19 protein-coding genes are annotated in these 17,504 nt (G+C 66.1%); 11 read left to right on the top strand and 8 right to left on the bottom strand.

Annotated features, from left to right (window positions below; translation table 11 throughout):
- The first annotated feature begins 3 nt into the window (after window positions 1–3).
- On the top strand, window positions 4–1,215 hold the full coding sequence (locus tag C446_RS12185; protein ID WP_006673413.1) for an aminotransferase class I/II-fold pyridoxal phosphate-dependent enzyme: 1,212 nt from the start codon (window positions 4–6) through the stop codon (window positions 1,213–1,215).
- Window positions 1,215–1,907, top strand: coding sequence for a dethiobiotin synthase (gene bioD, locus C446_RS12180; protein WP_006673412.1), 693 nt, complete (start codon window positions 1,215–1,217; stop codon window positions 1,905–1,907). Before C446_RS12185 ends, bioD begins: the two co-directional genes overlap by 1 nt.
- A gap of 45 nt (window positions 1,908–1,952) precedes the next feature.
- Here bioD and C446_RS12175 read toward each other — a convergent pair whose 3' ends face one another.
- From C446_RS12175 to C446_RS12165, 3 genes are all read right to left on the bottom strand, one after another.
- Window positions 1,953–2,921 carry a phytoene/squalene synthase family protein gene (locus C446_RS12175; RefSeq protein ID WP_006673411.1) on the bottom strand — a complete coding sequence of 323 codons (969 nt, stop codon included), beginning with the start codon at window positions 2,919–2,921 and terminating at the stop codon, window positions 1,953–1,955.
- 52 nt (window positions 2,922–2,973) lie between these two features.
- A complete protein-coding gene (locus C446_RS12170) occupies window positions 2,974–4,602 on the bottom strand; it encodes a bacterio-opsin activator domain-containing protein (RefSeq protein ID WP_006673410.1) in 1,629 nt (542 codons plus the stop codon).
- Between the two features lie 95 nt (window positions 4,603–4,697).
- Window positions 4,698–5,942 (bottom strand): ornithine cyclodeaminase, nickel-pincer nucleotide-dependent, encoded by a 1,245-nt coding sequence (locus tag C446_RS12165; protein WP_006673409.1) that lies wholly within the window; start codon window positions 5,940–5,942, stop codon window positions 4,698–4,700.
- 213 nt (window positions 5,943–6,155) lie between these two features.
- Between C446_RS12165 and C446_RS12160 the strand changes: the two genes are divergently transcribed.
- The 3 genes from C446_RS12160 to msrB all read left to right on the top strand — a co-directional run bounded on the left by C446_RS12160 (window position 6,156) and on the right by msrB (window position 7,589).
- Window positions 6,156–6,794: an HTH domain-containing protein gene (locus tag C446_RS12160; protein ID WP_006673408.1), complete on the top strand. Its 639-nt coding sequence runs from the start codon at window positions 6,156–6,158 to the stop codon at window positions 6,792–6,794.
- A 126-nt stretch (window positions 6,795–6,920) separates the two neighbouring features.
- Window positions 6,921–7,088 carry a hypothetical protein gene (locus tag C446_RS19340; protein ID WP_006673407.1) on the top strand — a complete coding sequence of 56 codons (168 nt, stop codon included), beginning with the start codon at window positions 6,921–6,923 and terminating at the stop codon, window positions 7,086–7,088.
- 54 nt (window positions 7,089–7,142) lie between these two features.
- The gene (gene msrB, locus C446_RS12155) at window positions 7,143–7,589 is read left to right on the top strand and encodes a peptide-methionine (R)-S-oxide reductase MsrB (RefSeq protein WP_006673406.1); all 447 of its coding nucleotides are present in this window, start codon (window positions 7,143–7,145) and stop codon (window positions 7,587–7,589) included.
- A 203-nt stretch (window positions 7,590–7,792) separates the two neighbouring features.
- Here the strand turns inward: msrB and C446_RS12150 are convergent, their stop codons facing one another.
- The 3 genes from C446_RS12150 to C446_RS12140 all read right to left on the bottom strand — a co-directional run bounded on the left by C446_RS12150 (window position 7,793) and on the right by C446_RS12140 (window position 9,987).
- On the bottom strand, window positions 7,793–8,659 hold the full coding sequence (locus C446_RS12150; RefSeq protein WP_006673405.1) for an ABC transporter permease: 867 nt from the start codon (window positions 8,657–8,659) through the stop codon (window positions 7,793–7,795).
- Entirely contained in the window at window positions 8,656–9,591 is a 936-nt protein-coding gene (locus C446_RS12145; RefSeq protein ID WP_006673404.1) for an ABC transporter ATP-binding protein, read from the bottom strand. Before C446_RS12145 ends, C446_RS12150 begins: the two co-directional genes overlap by 4 nt.
- A 153-nt stretch (window positions 9,592–9,744) precedes the next feature.
- Complete coding sequence (locus tag C446_RS12140) at window positions 9,745–9,987, bottom strand: DUF7351 domain-containing protein (protein WP_006673403.1); 243 nt, start codon at window positions 9,985–9,987, stop codon at window positions 9,745–9,747.
- Window positions 9,988–10,125: 138 nt separating this feature from the next.
- Between C446_RS12140 and C446_RS12135 the strand changes: the two genes are divergently transcribed.
- Window positions 10,126–10,857: a class I SAM-dependent methyltransferase gene (locus C446_RS12135; RefSeq protein ID WP_006673402.1), complete on the top strand. Its 732-nt coding sequence runs from the start codon at window positions 10,126–10,128 to the stop codon at window positions 10,855–10,857.
- 57 nt (window positions 10,858–10,914) lie between these two features.
- On the opposite strand, the gene C446_RS12130 is transcribed toward C446_RS12135, so the two are convergent.
- A complete protein-coding gene (locus tag C446_RS12130; RefSeq protein ID WP_006673401.1) occupies window positions 10,915–11,553 on the bottom strand; it encodes a phosphoribosyltransferase in 639 nt (212 codons plus the stop codon).
- A gap of 108 nt (window positions 11,554–11,661) precedes the next feature.
- Here C446_RS12130 and C446_RS12125 point away from each other — a divergent pair, with 108 nt between their 5' ends.
- From C446_RS12125 to C446_RS12110, 4 genes are all read left to right on the top strand, one after another.
- On the top strand, window positions 11,662–12,438 hold the full coding sequence (locus C446_RS12125) for an NAD(P)H-hydrate dehydratase (RefSeq protein WP_006673400.1): 777 nt from the start codon (window positions 11,662–11,664) through the stop codon (window positions 12,436–12,438).
- A gap of 49 nt (window positions 12,439–12,487) precedes the next feature.
- Window positions 12,488–13,180, top strand: coding sequence for a class I SAM-dependent methyltransferase (locus tag C446_RS12120; RefSeq protein WP_006673399.1), 693 nt, complete (start codon window positions 12,488–12,490; stop codon window positions 13,178–13,180).
- Window positions 13,181–13,248: 68 nt separating this feature from the next.
- Window positions 13,249–14,379 (top strand): pyridoxal-phosphate-dependent aminotransferase family protein, encoded by a 1,131-nt coding sequence (locus C446_RS12115; protein WP_006673398.1) that lies wholly within the window; start codon window positions 13,249–13,251, stop codon window positions 14,377–14,379.
- A gap of 100 nt (window positions 14,380–14,479) precedes the next feature.
- On the top strand, window positions 14,480–14,773 hold the full coding sequence (locus C446_RS12110; RefSeq protein WP_049920201.1) for a hypothetical protein: 294 nt from the start codon (window positions 14,480–14,482) through the stop codon (window positions 14,771–14,773).
- Between the two features lie 65 nt (window positions 14,774–14,838).
- Here the strand turns inward: C446_RS12110 and C446_RS12105 are convergent, their stop codons facing one another.
- A complete protein-coding gene (locus tag C446_RS12105) occupies window positions 14,839–16,074 on the bottom strand; it encodes a trans-sulfuration enzyme family protein (RefSeq protein ID WP_006673396.1) in 1,236 nt (411 codons plus the stop codon).
- A gap of 209 nt (window positions 16,075–16,283) precedes the next feature.
- Here C446_RS12105 and C446_RS12100 point away from each other — a divergent pair, with 209 nt between their 5' ends.
- Window positions 16,284–17,483 carry a redox-regulated ATPase YchF gene (locus C446_RS12100; protein WP_006673395.1) on the top strand — a complete coding sequence of 400 codons (1,200 nt, stop codon included), beginning with the start codon at window positions 16,284–16,286 and terminating at the stop codon, window positions 17,481–17,483.
- The last annotated feature ends 21 nt before the right edge of the window (window positions 17,484–17,504 follow it).

The raw sequence follows: 17,504 nt of genomic DNA, 5'->3' as shown, positions 1-17,504 counted from the left end.
ACCATGACAGAGTACGGATTCGATCTCCGACGCCGACTCGAGGCCCGCGACCGGAACGGGTTGCGACGCGACCTCGAGCCGGCCGAACGGGTCGCGTCGCGGACGCGGTTCGCGCCGGACCCTCGCGGTCGCGGCGGGGCCGTCGACTTCGACGACCCGGCACTCGTCTTCGCGTCCAATAACTACCTCGGGCTGGCACGGGACCGACGCGTACAGCGTGCCGCGGAGCGAGCGATCCACGGCGTCGGCACCGGCGCTGGGGCGAGCAGACTCGTCACTGGAGACACCAGCCTGCACCGTGCGCTGGAACGTGATCTTGCAGCGTGCAAGCGGACGGAACGGGCGCTCGTTTTCTCTTCGGGCTACGCCGCCAACGTCGGGACGATCGCAGCACTCGAGCCCGATCGCCTCTTTTCGGACGCGCTCAACCACGCCAGCATCATCGACGGCTGCCGGCTCGCGGATGCGGAGACGGTCGTCTACGATCACTGTGACCCCGACGACCTCGCCGCGAAATGCGACTCGGCTGCTACCGAGGCAGCCCCCGACGAACAGTGGCTCATCGTGACCGATTCCGTGTTCAGCATGGACGGCGATGTCGCACCGCTCGAGGCGCTCTGTGAGATCGCCGAAACGTACGGTGCGTGGCTCATGGTCGACGAGGCCCACGCCACGGGGCTGTTCGACGACGGCGGTGGCGTCGTCCAGCGGGAAGGGCTGAGCGACCGCGTCGACGTCCAGATGGGGACGCTCTCGAAGGCACTGGCCAGCCAGGGCGGCTACGTCGCGGGAAGCGAGCCGCTCGTGGAGTCTCTCCTCAACGACGCCCGCTCGTTCGTCTACTCGACGGGGCTCGCACCGCCGGCCGTCGGCGCGGCCCGAGAGGCGCTACGGATCGCCCGAGAGGAAGACCGAGCCGACCGGCTCTGGGAGACGGTCGAGCGGCTCCGCGAGGGTCTCGAGACGGCCGGATACGAGGTCCTCGGGGAGTCTCACGTGCTTCCGGTCCTGGTCGGCGACCGCGAACTGGCGGTCGAACTCGCCGGTCGCGTCCGCGACCACGGGGTCGTCGCCCCGCCGATCCGTCCGCCGACCGTCCCGGAGGGAGAAAGCAGGATTCGCGTCGCGCCGATGGCGACACACGATCGAGACGACGTCGATGCCTGCCTCGAGGCGTTCGAGGAGGCCGGCCGGGCCGTGGGGGTGTTGCCGTGATGACCGATCCCGTCGATCCCGGGACCGGCGTCTTCGTCGCTGGAACCGGAACCGGCGTCGGCAAGACCGTCGTCACCGCCGGCCTGACCGGCTGGCTCCGAAGCGAAGGGGTCGCTGCTCACGCTATCAAACCGGCACAGACCGGTGCACCCGAAGACGACGACGCAGGGACGGTTGCCGACGTCTGTGAGGAGCCAACTGCGTCGACGTGTCTCCGGCGACTGGAACCACCGCTTGCACCCCGCGTCGCGGCCTCGATAGCGGATGAATCGCTCTCCTACGACGACATCGTGGCTGGCTGTCGCTCGCTGGCCGCTGACGAGACGGTCACGATCGTCGAAGGAATCGGCGGCGTTCGAGTCCCACTCGCCGACGGCTACGAAGTGCTCGACCTCGCTGCCGACCTCGGCTTTCCCGCCATCGTCGTCGCCCGTTCCGGGCTCGGAACACTGAACCACACCGCGCTAACCGTGGCTGCACTCGAGAATCGGGGGCTGTCCGTCGCCGGGATCGTTCTCAACGAATACGAAGGGGAGACGCTGGCCGAGCGGACGAACCCCACGGAACTCGAGCGAATGACGGCCACACGAGTCGCGACCGTCCCGCCGCTCGAGGTCGACGATGGCGGGGCAGTCGTCGACGGCGTCCGGCAGAACGTTCCGTCGTCGATGCTGCCGGTCGCTCTCGAGTAGCGGCCGGCGTCTCGACCGGAGACACGAAACCCGACGGTCCGTCGCCTACCGCGTCGGCACGCCGTCGCCCGGTTCGTGGCCGTGAAGGTCCGGCTCGGTCCCTGGGTCTGCGGTCGGAACCGCCGAAACGCGCTGGAACACGGCTTCCGGGTCGCGGTTCCAGTGCCAGTGCCAGCGCGTCTTCGCGAGACACCACAGTTTGCGGCCCGTCGAGAGGGACGGCTCGGACGACAGTACGTCGTAGTTTCGAGCGCGGATGAGCGAGTGATGCTCGGCGTACAACACTGCGGCGAGCAACACCGGTAGCTGACAGTCCGCGGGGAGATAGCGAATCCCTGCGACCCCCTCGCGGTACAGCTCCTCGGCACGCTCGAGTTCGGCTTTCATCGCCGCGGCGAACCGATCGGAGTACTCGAAGTTCTCGAGTTCCGTCTCGGAGACATCGTGTTCGCGGAGCGTCTCCTGTGGCAGGTAAATCCGGTCCCGTTCGACGATGTCCTCCCGGACGTCACGCAGGAAGTTCGTCAACTGGAACGCTTCACCGAGCTTGATGGCGTGGGGAAGTGCCGCCTCCTCGAGCTCCGGCTCGAGGTCCATGATCGCGGTCATCATCACGCCGACCGCGGCCGCCGACCCGCGCATGTACGACTCCAGTTCGGCGTAGGTCTCGTACCGGTCTTTGTCGATGTCCGTCACCATCGCGTCCACGAACTCCTCGAGTTCCTTGTCGGCGATGTCGTGTCGCTCCCGGAGTTCGCAAAACGCCTCGAGTACCGGGTCCTCAGCCGGCTGTTCGCCCAGCGCCTGGGCACGCAGCGTCTCGAGTTCGTCGCGCTGCTGTGCCGGCGGTACACCCTTCGCGTCGTCGACGACCTCGTCCGCGATTCGGAAGAACGCGTACAGAACGTGGGTCGCGTGGCGAACGCGCTCCGGGAGGAACCTCGTCGCGAGGTAGAACGTTTTCCCGGTTCGCTTCTGTATCGCCTTGCCTCTCTCGATGTGGTCCTCTCTCATTTAACCCGGCCACCGCGTGATGTTCTAGATACGACAAGAGTATATAAAAGGCCTAGCCCTCACTAGTGGGGTCGACGGCAAAGAGTTCCTCGAGCAGTTTTCGCTGTGCGGCCCGGAGATGCTGGTGGAACGTCGATCGGGACACGTCCATCGATTCGGCCAGCTCCTCCCCGGAGACGCCACGGGGCCACTCGAAGTAGTCGGCGTAGAAGGACTTGCGAAGCGCCATCTCCTGTCGGTCGGTCAGTTTCGAGTCCAGTTCCGCAGCCACGTCCCGCAGCGTTCGCGTCGGCCGATCCGACTCGTGGTAGCTGATGAGCTCCGCCCGATCGTAACGTTCCTCGAGCAGGTCGTACACCGACCGTGCGGACTGTCCGTTTGGCAACTGCAACACGAGGTCGCCGACCCGATCCTCCGGTGTCGCGTCGAACCGCTGGATCACGCCACCGTGATCGGCGAGGGCAGCGACGATTCCGTCCGACAGCGCCAGCTCGAGCAGCGTTCCTTCCTCGTACTCCGAGAGGACTGACGCGTCCTCGACTCCCTCGAGATCGTCCGCAACGTCCGCGACGCCGCCGGTTTCGTTCACGTAGAAGACCGTCAGTGCAGTGCCGTCACGGTCGTAGGTCAGCCCGCGGTATGTCACCGTCGCACCGATCCGGTTGGCAAGCGCCGTCACGAACAGCGAGGAATCCTCGATCGCCGCCTCGAGTTCGACGACCGTCTCGGTCGTGAGCATGCGCCGGGCTTCGATCGCGTTCATCGCCGTCGCCACCGTCCCGGCAAGCGACTCGAGGACGAGCAGTTCCCGCTGATCGAAGGCGTCGACCTCCTCGGCGAACAGCACGAGGACGCCGTAGGTGACGTCGCCGTACTCGAGCGGGATCGCAGCGACGGACTGGAACAGCTCTCCCGCGCCGGTCGGCCACCAACGGTCGGCGTGATCGAACGCCGTAACGTCCTGCACGACGCGGGGTTGCCCCTCGTCGAGCGCCTGTACGGCCGGGTGCGTCTCGTCGGAGGAGAGCACGAGTTCGTCGTCCTCGAGGGGAACGTCGTCGCGGCCGGCCCACTCGCGGGGTGAGACCCGGCGGGTCGTGACGTCGACCCGGCCGACCCAGGAGAGCACGTAAGGGTCCGTCTCGGCGAGTCGTCGACAGACTCGCCGTTCGATCTCGTCGCGGCTGGCCGCCCCGACCGCAGCGTCGGTGACGTCCTGGACGAGCCCGTCGACTCGCTCGAGGACGTGTTCGAGCATCCGCTGTTCCTCGCGGAGTCGCTCGGCGGCCGACTCGGCGTCGATCTCCGCCAGTTTCCGGTCCGTGATCTCGAGGTGGACGACCGAGACCCGCGGGTCGTCGTCGACGGTAAACCGGAAGGCTCGCATCAGGAACCACCGTTTCTCGTCGGGCGTGTGGCAGGGATACTCTAGCTCGAAGCTCTCCCGATTCCCGTCGAGAACCGACTCGAGCCCCTCGACCGCCTGGCGGGCGTGTTCGTCGTCATCTTCGACCATCTCCGCGGTTGCAACGTAGTCGACGCCGACGTGGTCGCCGTCCTCGGGGTTGAACTCGCGCCACGACTGGTTCGTCAACAGGATTTTCCCCTCGGCGTCGAGGACAGCGACCGTAATCGGGAGCGTCTCGAGTGTTGCTGTGGCGAGGTCGTCCCGGAGGTCCATCGCGTGAGGGTAACACGTAGACGACAATAACAGGTACGGACCCCCGTCGCCGGAGCTCCGTACTCGTCGCCGTCGGCCTACGAAAGAGAGCGTCGTCAGGCGGCGTCGGCCGACTCGAGCAGTTCGTCACGAAGCATCGGAACGAACGCGCCGATGTCGGTGACCATGCCGATCGCCTGCGCGCTGCCCCGATCGATCAACTGGGTGACGGTGGCCGGGTTGATGTCGACACAGACGGTTTTGGTCGTCGACGGAAGGCAGTTGCCGACGGCGACGGAGTGCAACAGCGTCGACAGCATCAAGACGAGGTCGGCCTCGTGGGCCTGCTCGCGGATCGCGTCCTGGGCCTCGATCGCGTCGGTGATCGTGTCCGGAAGCGGCCCGTCGTCGCGGATCGAACCCGCCAGGACGTAGGGAACGTCGTTCACGACGCACTCGTACATCACCCCCTCGTCGACGATCCCGTCGTCGACGGCCTCCTCGATACCGCCCGCACGGACGATCTCGCTGATCGTGTAGATGTGGTGTTTGTGCCCCTCGCGAGGGTGTTCCAGACTTTCGGTGTCGACGCCCAGCGAAGTTCCGTACAGGTCCCGCTCGAGGTCGTGAACGGCGAATCCGTTGCCGGCACTGATGGCGTCGACGTAGCCCGCCCGGACCAGATCGGCGAGAGCGTCCCGGCCGCCCGAGTGGACGATCGCCGGGCCACAGACGGCGAGGACGGTGCCGTCGGCCTCACGGACGGAGCGCATCTCGTCGGCGATCTCCCCGATGAGCGACTCCGACGGCCGCTCGCTCGAGATGCCGCCTTGCATGAATCCGAACGAGCCGCCGCTCTCTCGCGGTCGTTCGGGCGGTTCGACGCGGATTCCGGTGTCGCCGGTGACGACGAGGTCGCCTTCTTCGACGGCGTTGAGAACGACGGTACGGACGCGCGGGTCGTCCGGCAAATTCCGGTCGACAACCAGTGCACAGTCCATCTCCGGGTCCTCGACTTCGACCCACTCGCCCTCGATCCGGACGTGTGTCGGGTGGTTCGTCGTCGAGTAGAAGCCAGGCGGAACGACCCCGTCGGCCGGCGCGGGCTCGAGGGTCGCATCCCGCGGATCGGCGACGGTCGCCCCGTTCTGGTTGAGTTCGTGGAGAATCGCTTTCAGGTCGGCTTCGCTCTCGGCGAGCACCCGCATCCGACAGTAGCTCTCGTCGTGTTTGTGGCGGCCGACCTCGAACTCCTCGACCTCGAACTCGCCGCCCATGTCCATCACGATCCCGAAACAGGTACCCATCGTTCCCGAGTCGATGATGTGGCCCTCGAGTTCGACGGTGTGCGCGACTGTCATCGATTGCCGTTCGGGGTGAGGGACCGTCAATGTGTGCGGTGGGACGACGCGGGACCACGTCGGTTGGCACTCGAAATCGACAGCACTTACCGCATTTCCGAGCGGGGAAGTCCAGAAATCGCAAGCGTGCGTCCATCTCCTACGCTTCCAGCGACTGATAGCCTGGGTAATACTTTTGTACGGGTTCGTTGACTCACCCGACGGAGATCAGCCGTGGCACCAACACCCAATCCGACGACCGTCGAACTGTGGATTCGCTCGTTTGCACCGGCCTCGACCGGCCCGACCCAGGAACGCGCCATCGAGCGTGTCGACGCGCTCGAGCGACGGTCCGAAATCGAAACGACGGTCCGTGTCTGGGGAGCGGAGATCGAGCGGGACGCAACCGCCCGCTCCCGCGTCTCGATTCCGCAACTCGAACGGATCGACGACCGACTCGAGGCTTTCGAGGCGTGGGCCGACGAGACCGGGCAACGGTTAGCACCGTTCTTCCGCGAGCGGACCGTCGAGTCGGTGATCACGGGGGCACACCGCGAGGTCTGGCGGCTGCCGACAGTCGCGCTGGCGGAGTTCCGGGACGGCGATCTGGTTCACGTCGCACCCTGCAGCGGCAGCCGCGGGACAGTCGATGTCTTCGACCGGCTCGATGCGCTCGACACACTCGAGGCTCGTGGGGAGGAGTCGGACCCGGACGGGGAGAGAACCGAGACGGCGGACGAACCGGTGCTGCGGTACGACGACCGGCAGCAAGCGGCGACCGAGATCGACGGCCCGATCTCCGAGCGACCCGCGGAACGGCCCGAATCCGACGAACGGCGACTGGAGCCGTCGTCCTCGTCCGGTCCGCGATAGCGACCCTGTCACGCGCTCGTCTCCCGCCCTCCCGCTCCCGCTCTCGGCCCCGCAGCGGAGCGGATCGGATCGGGACGGGGGCGGCCGGGAGCAAGCTATATGCTACTACCTGTCGTACACTCAAATATGGCCAACGAGCCTGCCCACGTCACGAAGACGCGCTCGCTGTGTCGCAACTGCGGGTACGAAGCGCCAAGCGGTGCCGACGAGTGGCTCCGCCTCGAGGTACCCAAACTCGGGCGGATGACCCAGTGTCCGAGCTGTGAGAGCACGGACGTCGTCACGGGACGCTGAGCCGCCCCCGCCGAGGGCGGACAGACTCTTTACGGTTCGACCCTACCCTACGGTATGGATCGAGACGCATCCGAACAGCCCCGGACCGCCGACGAGGTCCCGGAAACCGACACCGAGTGGCGCGACGAACTCTCCGAAGAGGAGTACCAGATTCTTCGGGAGGCAGGCACCGAACCACCGTTTAGCGGCGAGTACGTCGATCACAAAGAGGACGGGAGCTACGCCTGTGCTGGCTGCGGTGCCGAGTTGTTCGACTCCGATACCAAATTCGATTCCGGCTGCGGGTGGCCGAGTTTCTACGACGCCGACGACGACCGCATCGAGACGCGACTCGACACCAGCCACGGCATGCGCCGCACCGAGGTGTGCTGTGCCGAGTGTGGCGGCCACCTCGGGCACGTCTTCGAGGACGGCCCGGAACCGACTGGCAAACGCTACTGCATCAACAGCGTCGCGCTCGAGTTCGACGACGAGGGAGAAGCCGACGCGGGCGGCAAATAGCGCGTCGCAAACCCTAACTCGCGAACCGCACGCGCCGCCGCGACTGCAGGCACCATCTTTTTCGACGCGACCGGCCCACCACCGCACGTGTCGAGCCGGATTGAATCGAACCGTCTTTGAATCACCGGACACCTGTCCTCGGACACCTCGAGAACGGACGATATCGTGGAAGGTGAGTCGAGAGGAGCGAGTCCTTTCAGGTTTCAGAGGTCCGCACGATCGAACCGGTAGTATCCGATAGCGGTCGGAACGAGCAACCATAGCACCAGAACGACCAGCCCGATTTCCGGACTCGCGTAGAGAGGGCCGGAGTCCGTCGTCACTTCGACTCCGGCCTCGAGCCCGGGCTCGGCACCGACCTGGTCCGCCAGATCGGGCAGCAACGCGACGAGCGACGAGAAGTACGCCGACGACGGCGAGGCCTGAGTCACAGTGAACACCCAGTCGGGAATCTCCGTCGGGAACGAGAACCCGCTCACGACGTACAGCAGGCCGATAGGCACGATGTCCCAGAGGAGTTCGAAGAGGACGAAGAAACCGAGCGCGAGCGTCGTCGCGCGTGCGGTCGATCCCGTCGTCGCCGACAGCGAGACGACGATCGCGGCGTAAGCAGCGGCGAACACGAGCGTCAGGAGGACGAACGTCACGACCGCCACGGCCTCGAGCGTGCCGAGCAGCGTCGCTCCGAAGCCGAGACCGACGACGACGCCGATGCCGAGACCGACCGCGAGGACGCCCGCCCGGCCGACGACTTTCCCGACGAAGACGTCGCGTCGGGTCGTCGGCTGTGCGAGCAGCAGTTTGATGCTCCCCAGTTCGCGCTCGCCGGCGAGGCTCTTGTAACAGACGACGATCGCCGTCAGCGGGACGAACAGTGCGACCAGCCCGGATGTAAAAAAGAGCAGTCCGGCGAACGTCGCGCCGCCGGGTTCGCCGAGCATCTCGGGTACCTCGACGTAGGCGTACGTCGAGAGCAGCGAGACGATCACGAATACGGCGATGATCGCCCACAGCGCGCGCGACTGAACGGCGTCCCGGAAGTCCTTCGTCGCGATCGTCTCCCAGGTCACGGTTCCACGCCCTCTTTCTCTCCGTCCGTGGGGTCGTTCGTGTACCGGACGAACAGATCCTCGAGCGAGGACTCGACCACGGAAAAGTCCTGAACGGGGACGACATCGGCGTCGATCGCGTGTAACACGGCGAACTTGGAGACCCCGTCGACGGTCACGCGAAGTCGGTCGTCGTCGATCCCGGCCGTCCCGACGCCCTCGAGTGCGGCGACAGCGCTGACGACAGTGTCGTCGAGCGTCTGCGTGTAGACGTACAGCGTTTCGCCGCTCTCGGTCGCGCCACGTAACCCGTCGATCGTGTCGACCGCGACGAGTCGACCGTCGTCGATGATCGCGACGCGATCACAGACCGCCTCGACCTGCTCCATGATGTGACTCGAGAAGAAGACGGTCGTCCCGCGAGCGTTCTCTTCGCGGATGATCTCGCGCATCTCGCGGGCACCGTTGGGGTCCAGTCCCGTCGACGGTTCGTCGAGTATCAGCAGGTCGGGATCGCCTACGAGTGCCATCGCGAGAACGAGTCGCTGGGCCATCCCCTTCGAGTAGCCGCCGGCTTTGCGGTCCGCAGCGTCCGCGACGTGGACCCGCTCGAGGAGGTCGTCTGGATCGTCGTCGGCGTCTTTCATCTCGATTGCGAACTCGAGGTGTTGACGACCGGTGAGGCGGTCGTAGACGTGGTAGGCGTCGGGGAGCACGCCGGTCCGTCGACGAACGGCCTCCCCGTCTCGCTGTGCGTCGTGGCCGAGCACGGTGACGGTACCGTCGGTGGGCCGGATGAAATCCAGCAGCGTATCGATCGTCGTCGACTTGCCAGCGCCGTTCGGGCCGAGAAAGCCGAAGATTTCGCCGTCCTCGACGGTCAGATCGAGGTCGTCGACGGCGACGACGTCGCCGAATCGTTTCGTGAGGCCGTCGATCTCAATGGCTGCCATCGTCGACCCTCCAGTAGTCCGAAATTCCCCATAGTCGGGATGCGATGAACATAGCACATCTTTGGCGGCGTACACGATAAGTATTGTTGTATTTGTTACATATTGACAGCGTCATTACTCAAATTCGTTTGAGCAGGTCGTTCGTGAGGTCGGCTATACGGGCCTCACCGATCCTGGCCCGTCGACCTCGAGTCGAAGCGTCTCGTCGTCGATCGTGAACGTAACGACCACTTCGAACGGCTCGAGCGAGAGGGCTTCGGTCGTCACGCGATCCGAGACGACGTACTCGAAGAACTCCCAGAGCGGAAGGTCCAGCAGGTCGACGCCGTGTCGCCACAGGAAGCCGACGGCCGCGGGATGGAAGGCCGTGATCACCTCGACTGGGAACGAGATCACTGACAGCGTGCGCTACACTAAAACCCGTTCGAGACCGCTCATCGGAACTTCAGCCGGCCTGCGCTGGACGACGTAGGAGAGCCGATTCGGGGCCTTCTCGACCGAAGATTGAACATGTTGCACGGGAGAGACGAACCAATGGTCGAGAAAGACGCCGTTCGTCGGAGCTACGACGAGCTAGCGACGACCCACGCCGACCGCCGATCGGAAGACGGACGCGGAACGACGATCCTCGAGTCGTTTCTCGACTCCCTGCCGGCGTCTCCGCGGGTACTCGACGCCGGCTGCGGGCAGGGAACGCCCGTTCTGGAGCGGCTGGCTGCAGGCGGAGCCGCGCCCGCGCCCGTCGGCCTCGACTTCTCCCGCGAGCAACTCCTGCTGGCGGCCGACGCGGTTCCCGACGCCGAACTGACGCAGGGCGACATGACCGCGTTGCCGTTCGCCGACGACACGTTCGACGGCGTCGTCGCCTACTGGTCGCTGATCCACGTCCCGCTCGAGGACCACCGGACGGTGCTCGACGAGTTCGCGCGCGTGCTCCGGCCGGCCGGCCGCGTGCTGGTGTGTGAGGGCGCGAACGAGTGGTGTGGCGAGAACCCCGACTGGCTCGAGACCGGCGTCCGAATGGAGTGGAACGTTGCCGGCGCGGAGCGGACGAGAGCCCAGTTGCGGGACGCGGGGTTCGACGTTGTCGAGACCTGGGGTCTGCCCGAGACGCTGCGCGAGGACGCGGACGAGGCGAGCGAAGACGGCAATTCCGACGACGAAACACCCACCGACGAAGACGAAATCGAAGTTGGAGCCGAGGACGAGGACGAGGACGAAGACGAAGAGCCCTGGACGTTCTTCGAAGCACGCCTCGTCGGTTGAGTGCCCTCGCGCAGCCACCAGCCGTCGGCGTGGTCCCCGTGACAGTCGGCTCCGTCGCTACCCCCTCCGGTCGAGGTACTCGATCGCCTCCTCGTCGGTCACCTGCCCGAAGTCCCGGTAGAACTGTCCTACCGCACGGAAGTTCCGGGGGGTCTCGAGTGCGATCACCTCGTCGGCCTCGTCCCCCTCGAGGTCGGCGATCGACCGCGGCGAGCCCACCGGGACCGCCAGGACGACGAACGCCGGGTCGGCGTCCCGTACCTGCCGGAGGCAGGCGATCGCCGTCGCGCCCGTCGCGACCCCGTCGTCGACGACCACGACCCGTTTGTTCTCGAGGTCGGGCAGGGCTGTCGCGTCTCGGTACCGGTCCGCTTTCTCACGGGCGTTGTCGGCCTCCTCCGTGCTGACCTCCTCGAGATAGGCGTCGGAGACGCCGATCCGCTCGACGAAATCGTCGTTGTACCACGTGCTGCCGTCGCTCGCGACGGCCCCGAGGGCCACTTCGGGGTTGTCCGGTGCGCCCATCTTCCGTGCGACCACGACGTCCAATTCGGCCTCGAGCGCGTCCGCGACCGGGCGCGCGACCGGGAGTGCGCCTCTCGGGATGCCGAGGACGATGTCGGCCTCGATATCGCGTCGGTCGAGTTCCGCCGCGAGCCGTTCGCCGGCATCGGTACGATCGTCGAAGACGGTCATGGGCGGTCCTACGACGGCAACGTACTATGAGTTATGGTGTCAGACGACAGGATTCCGACCGGAACACGCCTGCCAAACGGCTACCCGTCGAGGGTCGGGAGAGAACGTATGGGGAGACTGCAGCGAACTCTGTCGAACGTCTCCGAGGAATCGGGCGCGGACAACGGCCGGGTGGCCGTCGTCGGCGGGAGCATCGACTATCCGAACCAGCCCGCGGTCGTCGGTCGGGCGGCGCTGCGGACCGGCTCGGACCACGTCCGGGCGCTCGTCGCCGAGCCGATCTACGACGTCGTCGCCGGCCACTCGGTGAACCTGCTTGCGAGTTACTACGCCGGCGAGCGGTTCGGTGAAGACGCCCACGAACAGACCGTCAACGCCGCCGCGTGGGCCGACGCGCTCGTGATCGGCCCCGGATTGGTCGACGCGGAGCCCGACGCCGTCTGCGAGACGATCGACGAGGTGTCCGTCCCGGTCGTCGTCGACGCGCTCGCGATCGAACCCGCACTCGAGGCCGACCTCTCGAACGCGGTACTGACGCCAAGCGCCTCGGAAGACGATCCGATCTACGAGAGTTACGGCTCGCTCGAGGCGATTACCGAGGAGACGGGTGCGGTGATCACGCTGACCGGCGACATCGACGAGATCATCGCGGACGGAACGCGACAGCAAAACGAGACCGGGACATCGGCGCTGACGGTCGCCGGGACGGGCGACACGCTGGCGGGGATTACCGCCTCCCTGCTCGGGCAGGGGATGGACCGCGAAGCGGCCGCCGAGCTAGGCGCGTGGATTCTGGGCAAGAGCGGCGAATTGGCGACTGCCGAGTACGGGCCGGGGGTCCTCGCGACGGACGTCATCGATCGCATTCCGGACACGATCAGGTGAGCGGTGAGCCGGGGAAAACGATTCCCCGTGGCCCCTCGTCGGGGTGTGTATGGCCGAGAAATCCACGACGTCCGGGCACGACCGCGACCACGATCACGATCACGGCGTCGAGATCGAACATCCACTCTTCGCTGCCGTCTACGATCTGCTCCCACAATCGCTGTTTCTCCGTACCCACCGGCAGTACCTCTCGCGGAATCTCTCGGGGCGTGTCCTCGAGGTCGGTGCCGGAAACGGCGCGATGTTTCCCTACGTCCGGAACGAGACGGACCGCGAGGCGCTTGAGTATCACGCTATCGAACCCGACCCCCACATGCGCTCGCGGGCGAAGCGGCAGGCCCGCGAGAGCGGTCTCCCGGTCGATCTGCGAGACGCCCGCGCCGAGTCGCTACCCTACCCCGACGACGCCTTCGACGCCGTCCTCTCCGGGATGGTCTTTTGTACTGTCCAGGACCCCGACGCGGCCCTCGAGGAAGTCGCTCGCGTCCTGAAACCCGGCGGGGAGTTTCGGTTCCTCGAACACGTCGGGGCAGACGGCTGGCGACGAACCGGGCAGGAGCTACTGAACCCGCTGTGGTCGCGGGCGGGCGGGGGCTGCCAGCTCGACCGGGACACCGTCGACAGATTCGTGGGCCGCCAGGCGTTCGCCGTCGAGGAGGTGCGACGACTCGAGTTCGGTATCTTTCCGGTGACGCCGTTCGTCCGCGGCACGCTGTGTCGGCGGCGGGAGCGGCCGGTGTAGGGGTCGAGACATCGAGTGCTGAGGGGAATGGCTATGGTTTTATGCTCCAGTGGGTCTCCCCAACCGTCATGTACGAGTTCCCCGACCGAGACCGGATGACGCCCGGTCCGACCGAGGTCCCCGCCGCCGTCCGCGAACGGATGGCCGAGCCGATGCCCAACCCCGACGTGGAGCCGGCGTTCTTCGCGTTCTATCGCGACCTCACCGAAAACCTCGAGGCCGTCTACTACGGGGGCCGCGAACGCAGCGGCCCTGGCGGACAGGACGATCCGTCAGATATCGTCGTTCTCGGCGGCGAAGGCATCCTCGGGCTCGAGGCCGCGATTGCCTCGCTCGTCGCGGACGGTGACCGCGTGCTCTGTCTCTCGAACGGGCGGTACGGAGCCGGGTTCGCCGACTTCGTCGAGACCTACGGCGGCGAGGCCGTCGTCCTGGACGTGTCCTGGCACGAGACCCTCGAGCCCACAGCAGTCAAAGACGAACTCGAGCGGGCCGAAACCGACGGCGAGCCGTTCGATGTCGCGACGATGGTCCACTGTGAGACGCCGACGGGGACGCTGAACGACCTCGAGCCGATCCTCGAGATGCTCGACGACCGTGGGATCGTCAGCGTCGTCGACGCCGTCTCCTCGCTTGGCGGCACGCCGGTCCCGACGGACCTGATCGACGTCTGTCTGGGCGCGAGCCAGAAGTGTCTCAGCGCGCCACCGGGGGTGACGACCGCCGCGATCAGCGATCGGGCGTGGGATCGCATCGCAGCCGTCGAGACGCCCGAGTTCTACCTCGACCTCGAGCCGTGGCGGACCGCCCTCGAGGAGGAGTGGTTCCCGTACTCCCACTCGACGGCGAACCTCGCCGGTCTCGAGGCCGCAACGGAACTGCTGCTCGAGGAAGGGATGGAGTCGGTGTTCGACCGTCACGACGAGGCCGCACGGGTCTGTCGGGAGCGGGCCGCGGACCTCGCCCTCGAGACGTTCCCTGACGCCGAGGCCGACTGTTCGCCGACGGTCACCGCCCTCGAGGTCGACGGCCGTGCAGGTGAGTTACAGCGGACGCTGCGTGACGAGCACGGGATCGTCGTCGCGACGGGACTGGGCGACCTCGCTGACGACGTTCTTCGGATCGGCCACATGGGTCACAACGCCCGCATCGAGCGCGTCGAGCGGACGATGGACGCACTCGGGGACGTACTGGACTGATAGGGCGTGTGTGCTGATCGACGGGTCGGCTGACCGCCAGGACGGTGGGCCGGAGCCTGCAGGTGGAACCGTTTCCCGCCCGACGGCGGTACGTATCGATATGTCCAGTCCCGACGAAGAACCGACCGAGAACCCCACGACCGAGCGAAACGAGGCCGAACGCGAGGGCAAGTGGATGGGCCGCAACTGGCTCGGAATCGCCGCCGTCTCGATCTTCGGCCTGTTGTTGCTCGCCCTCGGACTGTTACAGGCAAGCGGGCTGGTCGACGTCTTCGCCCCGATCGCCGAAACCCAGACCCAGCAGTGGGCCGCATTCGCCGTGCTTGTGTTGCTCTGGATCGGGCTCGCCGGCTGGAGCTGGAGCGGAATCAAGAACTCGAGTTGGGAAGGCTAGACGGATTCCTCGACGGCGTTCGATTCCATCGAAACCGGTTTTCGGCCGCTATACCGAGTCGCGGATCAATCGTCGTCGGCGACCGCCGACTGACGTCTGATCGCGTCGAACCCACGTTCGAGGTCCGCAAGCAGGTCGTCTGTCCCCTCGACGCCGACGGAGACGCGAATCAGCGTCTCCGTGATCCCCAGTTTCTCGCGCTCGTCGTCCGAGAGGGGTTCGTGGGTCATCCCCGCCGGCAGTTCGATCAGGCTCTCGACGCCGCCGACCGAAACCGCGAGGGTGAACTCCTCGAGTGACTCCAGGAACGCGGCCGCGTCGTCGATGTCGCCCTCGAGTTCGAACGAGAGGATGCCGCCGAAGCCGTCCATCTGCTCGCGGGCGAGGTCGTGCTGTGGATGGCTCTCGAGGCCCGGATAGTGGACGGCCGAGACGCGGTCGTGGTCCTCGAGGAACTCCGCGATCGCCATCGCGTTGCGCTCGTGCTGGCGCATCCGCAGGTGCAGTGTCTTCAGCCCCCGGAGCACGAGATAGCTGTCGAACGGGGCGAGTGCGTCGCCGACACCGACCTGCTGGAGGAACTCGAGTCGCTCCGCGAGCGCGTCGTCGTCGGTGACGACGGCCCCGCCGACCGAGTCGGAATGGCCGTTGAGGTACTTCGTCGTGCTGTGGGCGACGACGTCCGCCCCGAGTTCGAGCGGCCGCTGGAAGTACGAACTCGCGAAGGTGTTGTCCACGCCGAAGGTCGCGTCCGCACCGTCTGCGATCTCGGCGATAGCGGCAATATCACAGAGTTCGATCCCGGGGTTCGTCGGCGTCTCCATCCAGACGAACGCCGTCTCGTCGGTGACGGCAGCCGCGACGTTCTCGGTTTCCGTCGCGTCGACGAACGAGACATCGACGTCCAACCGGGTCGCGAACACCTCCTCGAGTAGCCGTCGCGTCCCGGCATAGAGATCGTCGAACGCGACGAGGTGGTCGCCCGGCTCGACGGTAGCCAGGACCGTCGTGAAGATGGCTGCCGTCCCCGAGGAGAAGGCCATCCCGTGTTCGCCGCCTTCGAGTGCGGCGAGGCGTTTCTCGAGTGCGTGTCGCGTCGGGTTCGACAGCCGGGAGTAGACGAACTCCCCGGCGTCGGGGTCGACGTCGTCCAGACTCATGTCGGCGTCGAGGCCTGGCAGCGCGAACGTCGACGAGAGGTGCAGCGGCGAGGTGACGTCCCCGGCTTCGCTTCCCGTCCGGAAGGGTTCCTCGCCGGCAGCGACCGCGAGCGTCTCGAGTGTCCGGTCGGTCGGGCTCATGGAAAAGCGGACGAAAGACTGTGACTAATAACTTTTCATGCACCAGTAATATTAGCCGCGGCCTACGATGATCGACAATTATTGCCACACGGCTGTTCGCATCCGTTGGGGACGGAGACGGTTCCTGGGTCGCCCGAATGGTATGAGACCTCGTGTCGAGGCGCGGCCGGAAAGAAACCCGTTTAGTCGGGCCGCTCGAGGGACGGATAATGAGTACGAGTTACCGGATCGGACTGGTCGGCAAACCGTCCGTCGGCAAGTCCTCTTTTTTCAACGCGGCGACGATGAACGACGTGCCCGAGGGAGCCTACCCGTTCACGACCATCGACCCCAGCGTGGGCGAGGCCTACGTTCGAGTCGACTGTGCGGCCCCGGAGTTCGACGAGGAGTGTACCCCGAACGTCGGCTACTGTGACCACGGGACGCGATTCGTCCCGACGAAACTCGTCGACGTCGCGGGCCTGATTCCCGGCGCACACGAAGGCGCGGGGTTGGGCAACCAGTTCCTGACCGACCTCAACGAGACGGACGTGCTCGTACACGTCGTGGACTTCTCCGGGGAGACGGACCTCGAGGGCGAACCCACCGAGGATCACGACCCCCGCAAGGATATCGACTTCCTCGAGGAGGAACTCGACCAGTGGTACCTGGACGTTCTCGAGAAGGGAATCGAGCGCTACGAGTCCGGCTACACGACCGAGGACGACGCCATCGAGGAAGAACTCGCCGAGCAGATGAGCGCGTTCCGGACGAACGAAGACGAGATCAAGCGCCTGATCCGCCGGGTCGGCGTCGGTTTCGACCCCGAAGAGTGGGACGAAGACGACCAACTCGAGCTCGCCCGGGAAATCCGCACGGAGACGAAACCGATGGTCATCGCGGCGAACAAGATGGATCTGCCCGAAGCGCAGGCGAACTACGAAGAGATCACTGACGATCCCGACTACGATCACCTCACGTTCGTCCCGTGCAGCGCTCACGCCGAGAAGGCACTGAAATCCGCCGACAAGAGCGGCGTCGTCGACTACCGTCCCGGGGACGGGGAGTTCGAGATCGTCGGCGACGTATCCGGCGAACAGAAAGAGGGTCTCGAGCGGATTCGCGAGTTCCTCTCCGAGTACGGCGCGACCGGCGTCCAGGCCGCACTGGAAACCGCGCTGTTCGACGTGCTGGGCGTCACGCCGGTCTTCCCCGGCGGCGCGAACGGCCTGGGCAACGAACGCGGCGAGGTGCTCCCGGACTGTTATCTGATTCCGCCGAACTCGACCGCGGAGGACTTCGCGTACAGCCTGCACTCGGACATCGGCGACGGCTTCCTCCACGCGATCGACTGTCGGACGAACCGCCAGCTCGGCGCGGACTACGAGGTCGACTCTCGAGACGTGATCGAGATCGTGACGACGAACTGATCGCGGCTGCGTTTGCCGCTC

This window comes from Halobiforma nitratireducens JCM 10879 (assembly GCF_000337895.1).
Classification (GTDB): domain Archaea; phylum Halobacteriota; class Halobacteria; order Halobacteriales; family Natrialbaceae; genus Natronobacterium; species Natronobacterium nitratireducens.
The sequence above is the reverse complement of the archived record's forward strand: the minus strand, read 5'-3'. Positions and strand labels throughout refer to the sequence as shown.

Bases quoted from the DNA above. Each gene is read 5' to 3' on its own strand.
- C446_RS12110 (WP_049920201.1), top strand. From the start codon at position 14,480: ATGTCCAGTCCCGACGAAGAACCGACCGAGAACCCCACGACCGAGCGA.
- C446_RS12175 (WP_006673411.1), bottom strand. From the start codon at position 2,921: ATGAGAGAGGACCACATCGAGAGAGGCAAGGCGATACAGAAGCGAACC.
- C446_RS12125 (WP_006673400.1), top strand. From the start codon at position 11,662: ATGGGGAGACTGCAGCGAACTCTGTCGAACGTCTCCGAGGAATCGGGC.
- C446_RS12120 (WP_006673399.1), top strand. From the start codon at position 12,488: ATGGCCGAGAAATCCACGACGTCCGGGCACGACCGCGACCACGATCAC.
- C446_RS19340 (WP_006673407.1), top strand. From the start codon at position 6,921: ATGGCCAACGAGCCTGCCCACGTCACGAAGACGCGCTCGCTGTGTCGC.
- bioD (WP_006673412.1), top strand. From the start codon at position 1,215: ATGACCGATCCCGTCGATCCCGGGACCGGCGTCTTCGTCGCTGGAACC.
- C446_RS12170 (WP_006673410.1), bottom strand. From the start codon at position 4,602: ATGGACCTCCGGGACGACCTCGCCACAGCAACACTCGAGACGCTCCCG.
- C446_RS12145 (WP_006673404.1), bottom strand. From the start codon at position 9,591: ATGGCAGCCATTGAGATCGACGGCCTCACGAAACGATTCGGCGACGTC.
- C446_RS12115 (WP_006673398.1), top strand. From the start codon at position 13,249: ATGTACGAGTTCCCCGACCGAGACCGGATGACGCCCGGTCCGACCGAG.
- C446_RS12105 (WP_006673396.1), bottom strand. From the start codon at position 16,074: ATGAGCCCGACCGACCGGACACTCGAGACGCTCGCGGTCGCTGCCGGC.
- C446_RS12165 (WP_006673409.1), bottom strand. From the start codon at position 5,942: ATGACAGTCGCGCACACCGTCGAACTCGAGGGCCACATCATCGACTCG.
- C446_RS12130 (WP_006673401.1), bottom strand. From the start codon at position 11,553: ATGACCGTCTTCGACGATCGTACCGATGCCGGCGAACGGCTCGCGGCG.
- msrB (WP_006673406.1), top strand. From the start codon at position 7,143: ATGGATCGAGACGCATCCGAACAGCCCCGGACCGCCGACGAGGTCCCG.
- C446_RS12185 (WP_006673413.1), top strand. From the start codon at position 4: ATGACAGAGTACGGATTCGATCTCCGACGCCGACTCGAGGCCCGCGAC.
- C446_RS12135 (WP_006673402.1), top strand. From the start codon at position 10,126: ATGGTCGAGAAAGACGCCGTTCGTCGGAGCTACGACGAGCTAGCGACG.
- C446_RS12100 (WP_006673395.1), top strand. From the start codon at position 16,284: ATGAGTACGAGTTACCGGATCGGACTGGTCGGCAAACCGTCCGTCGGC.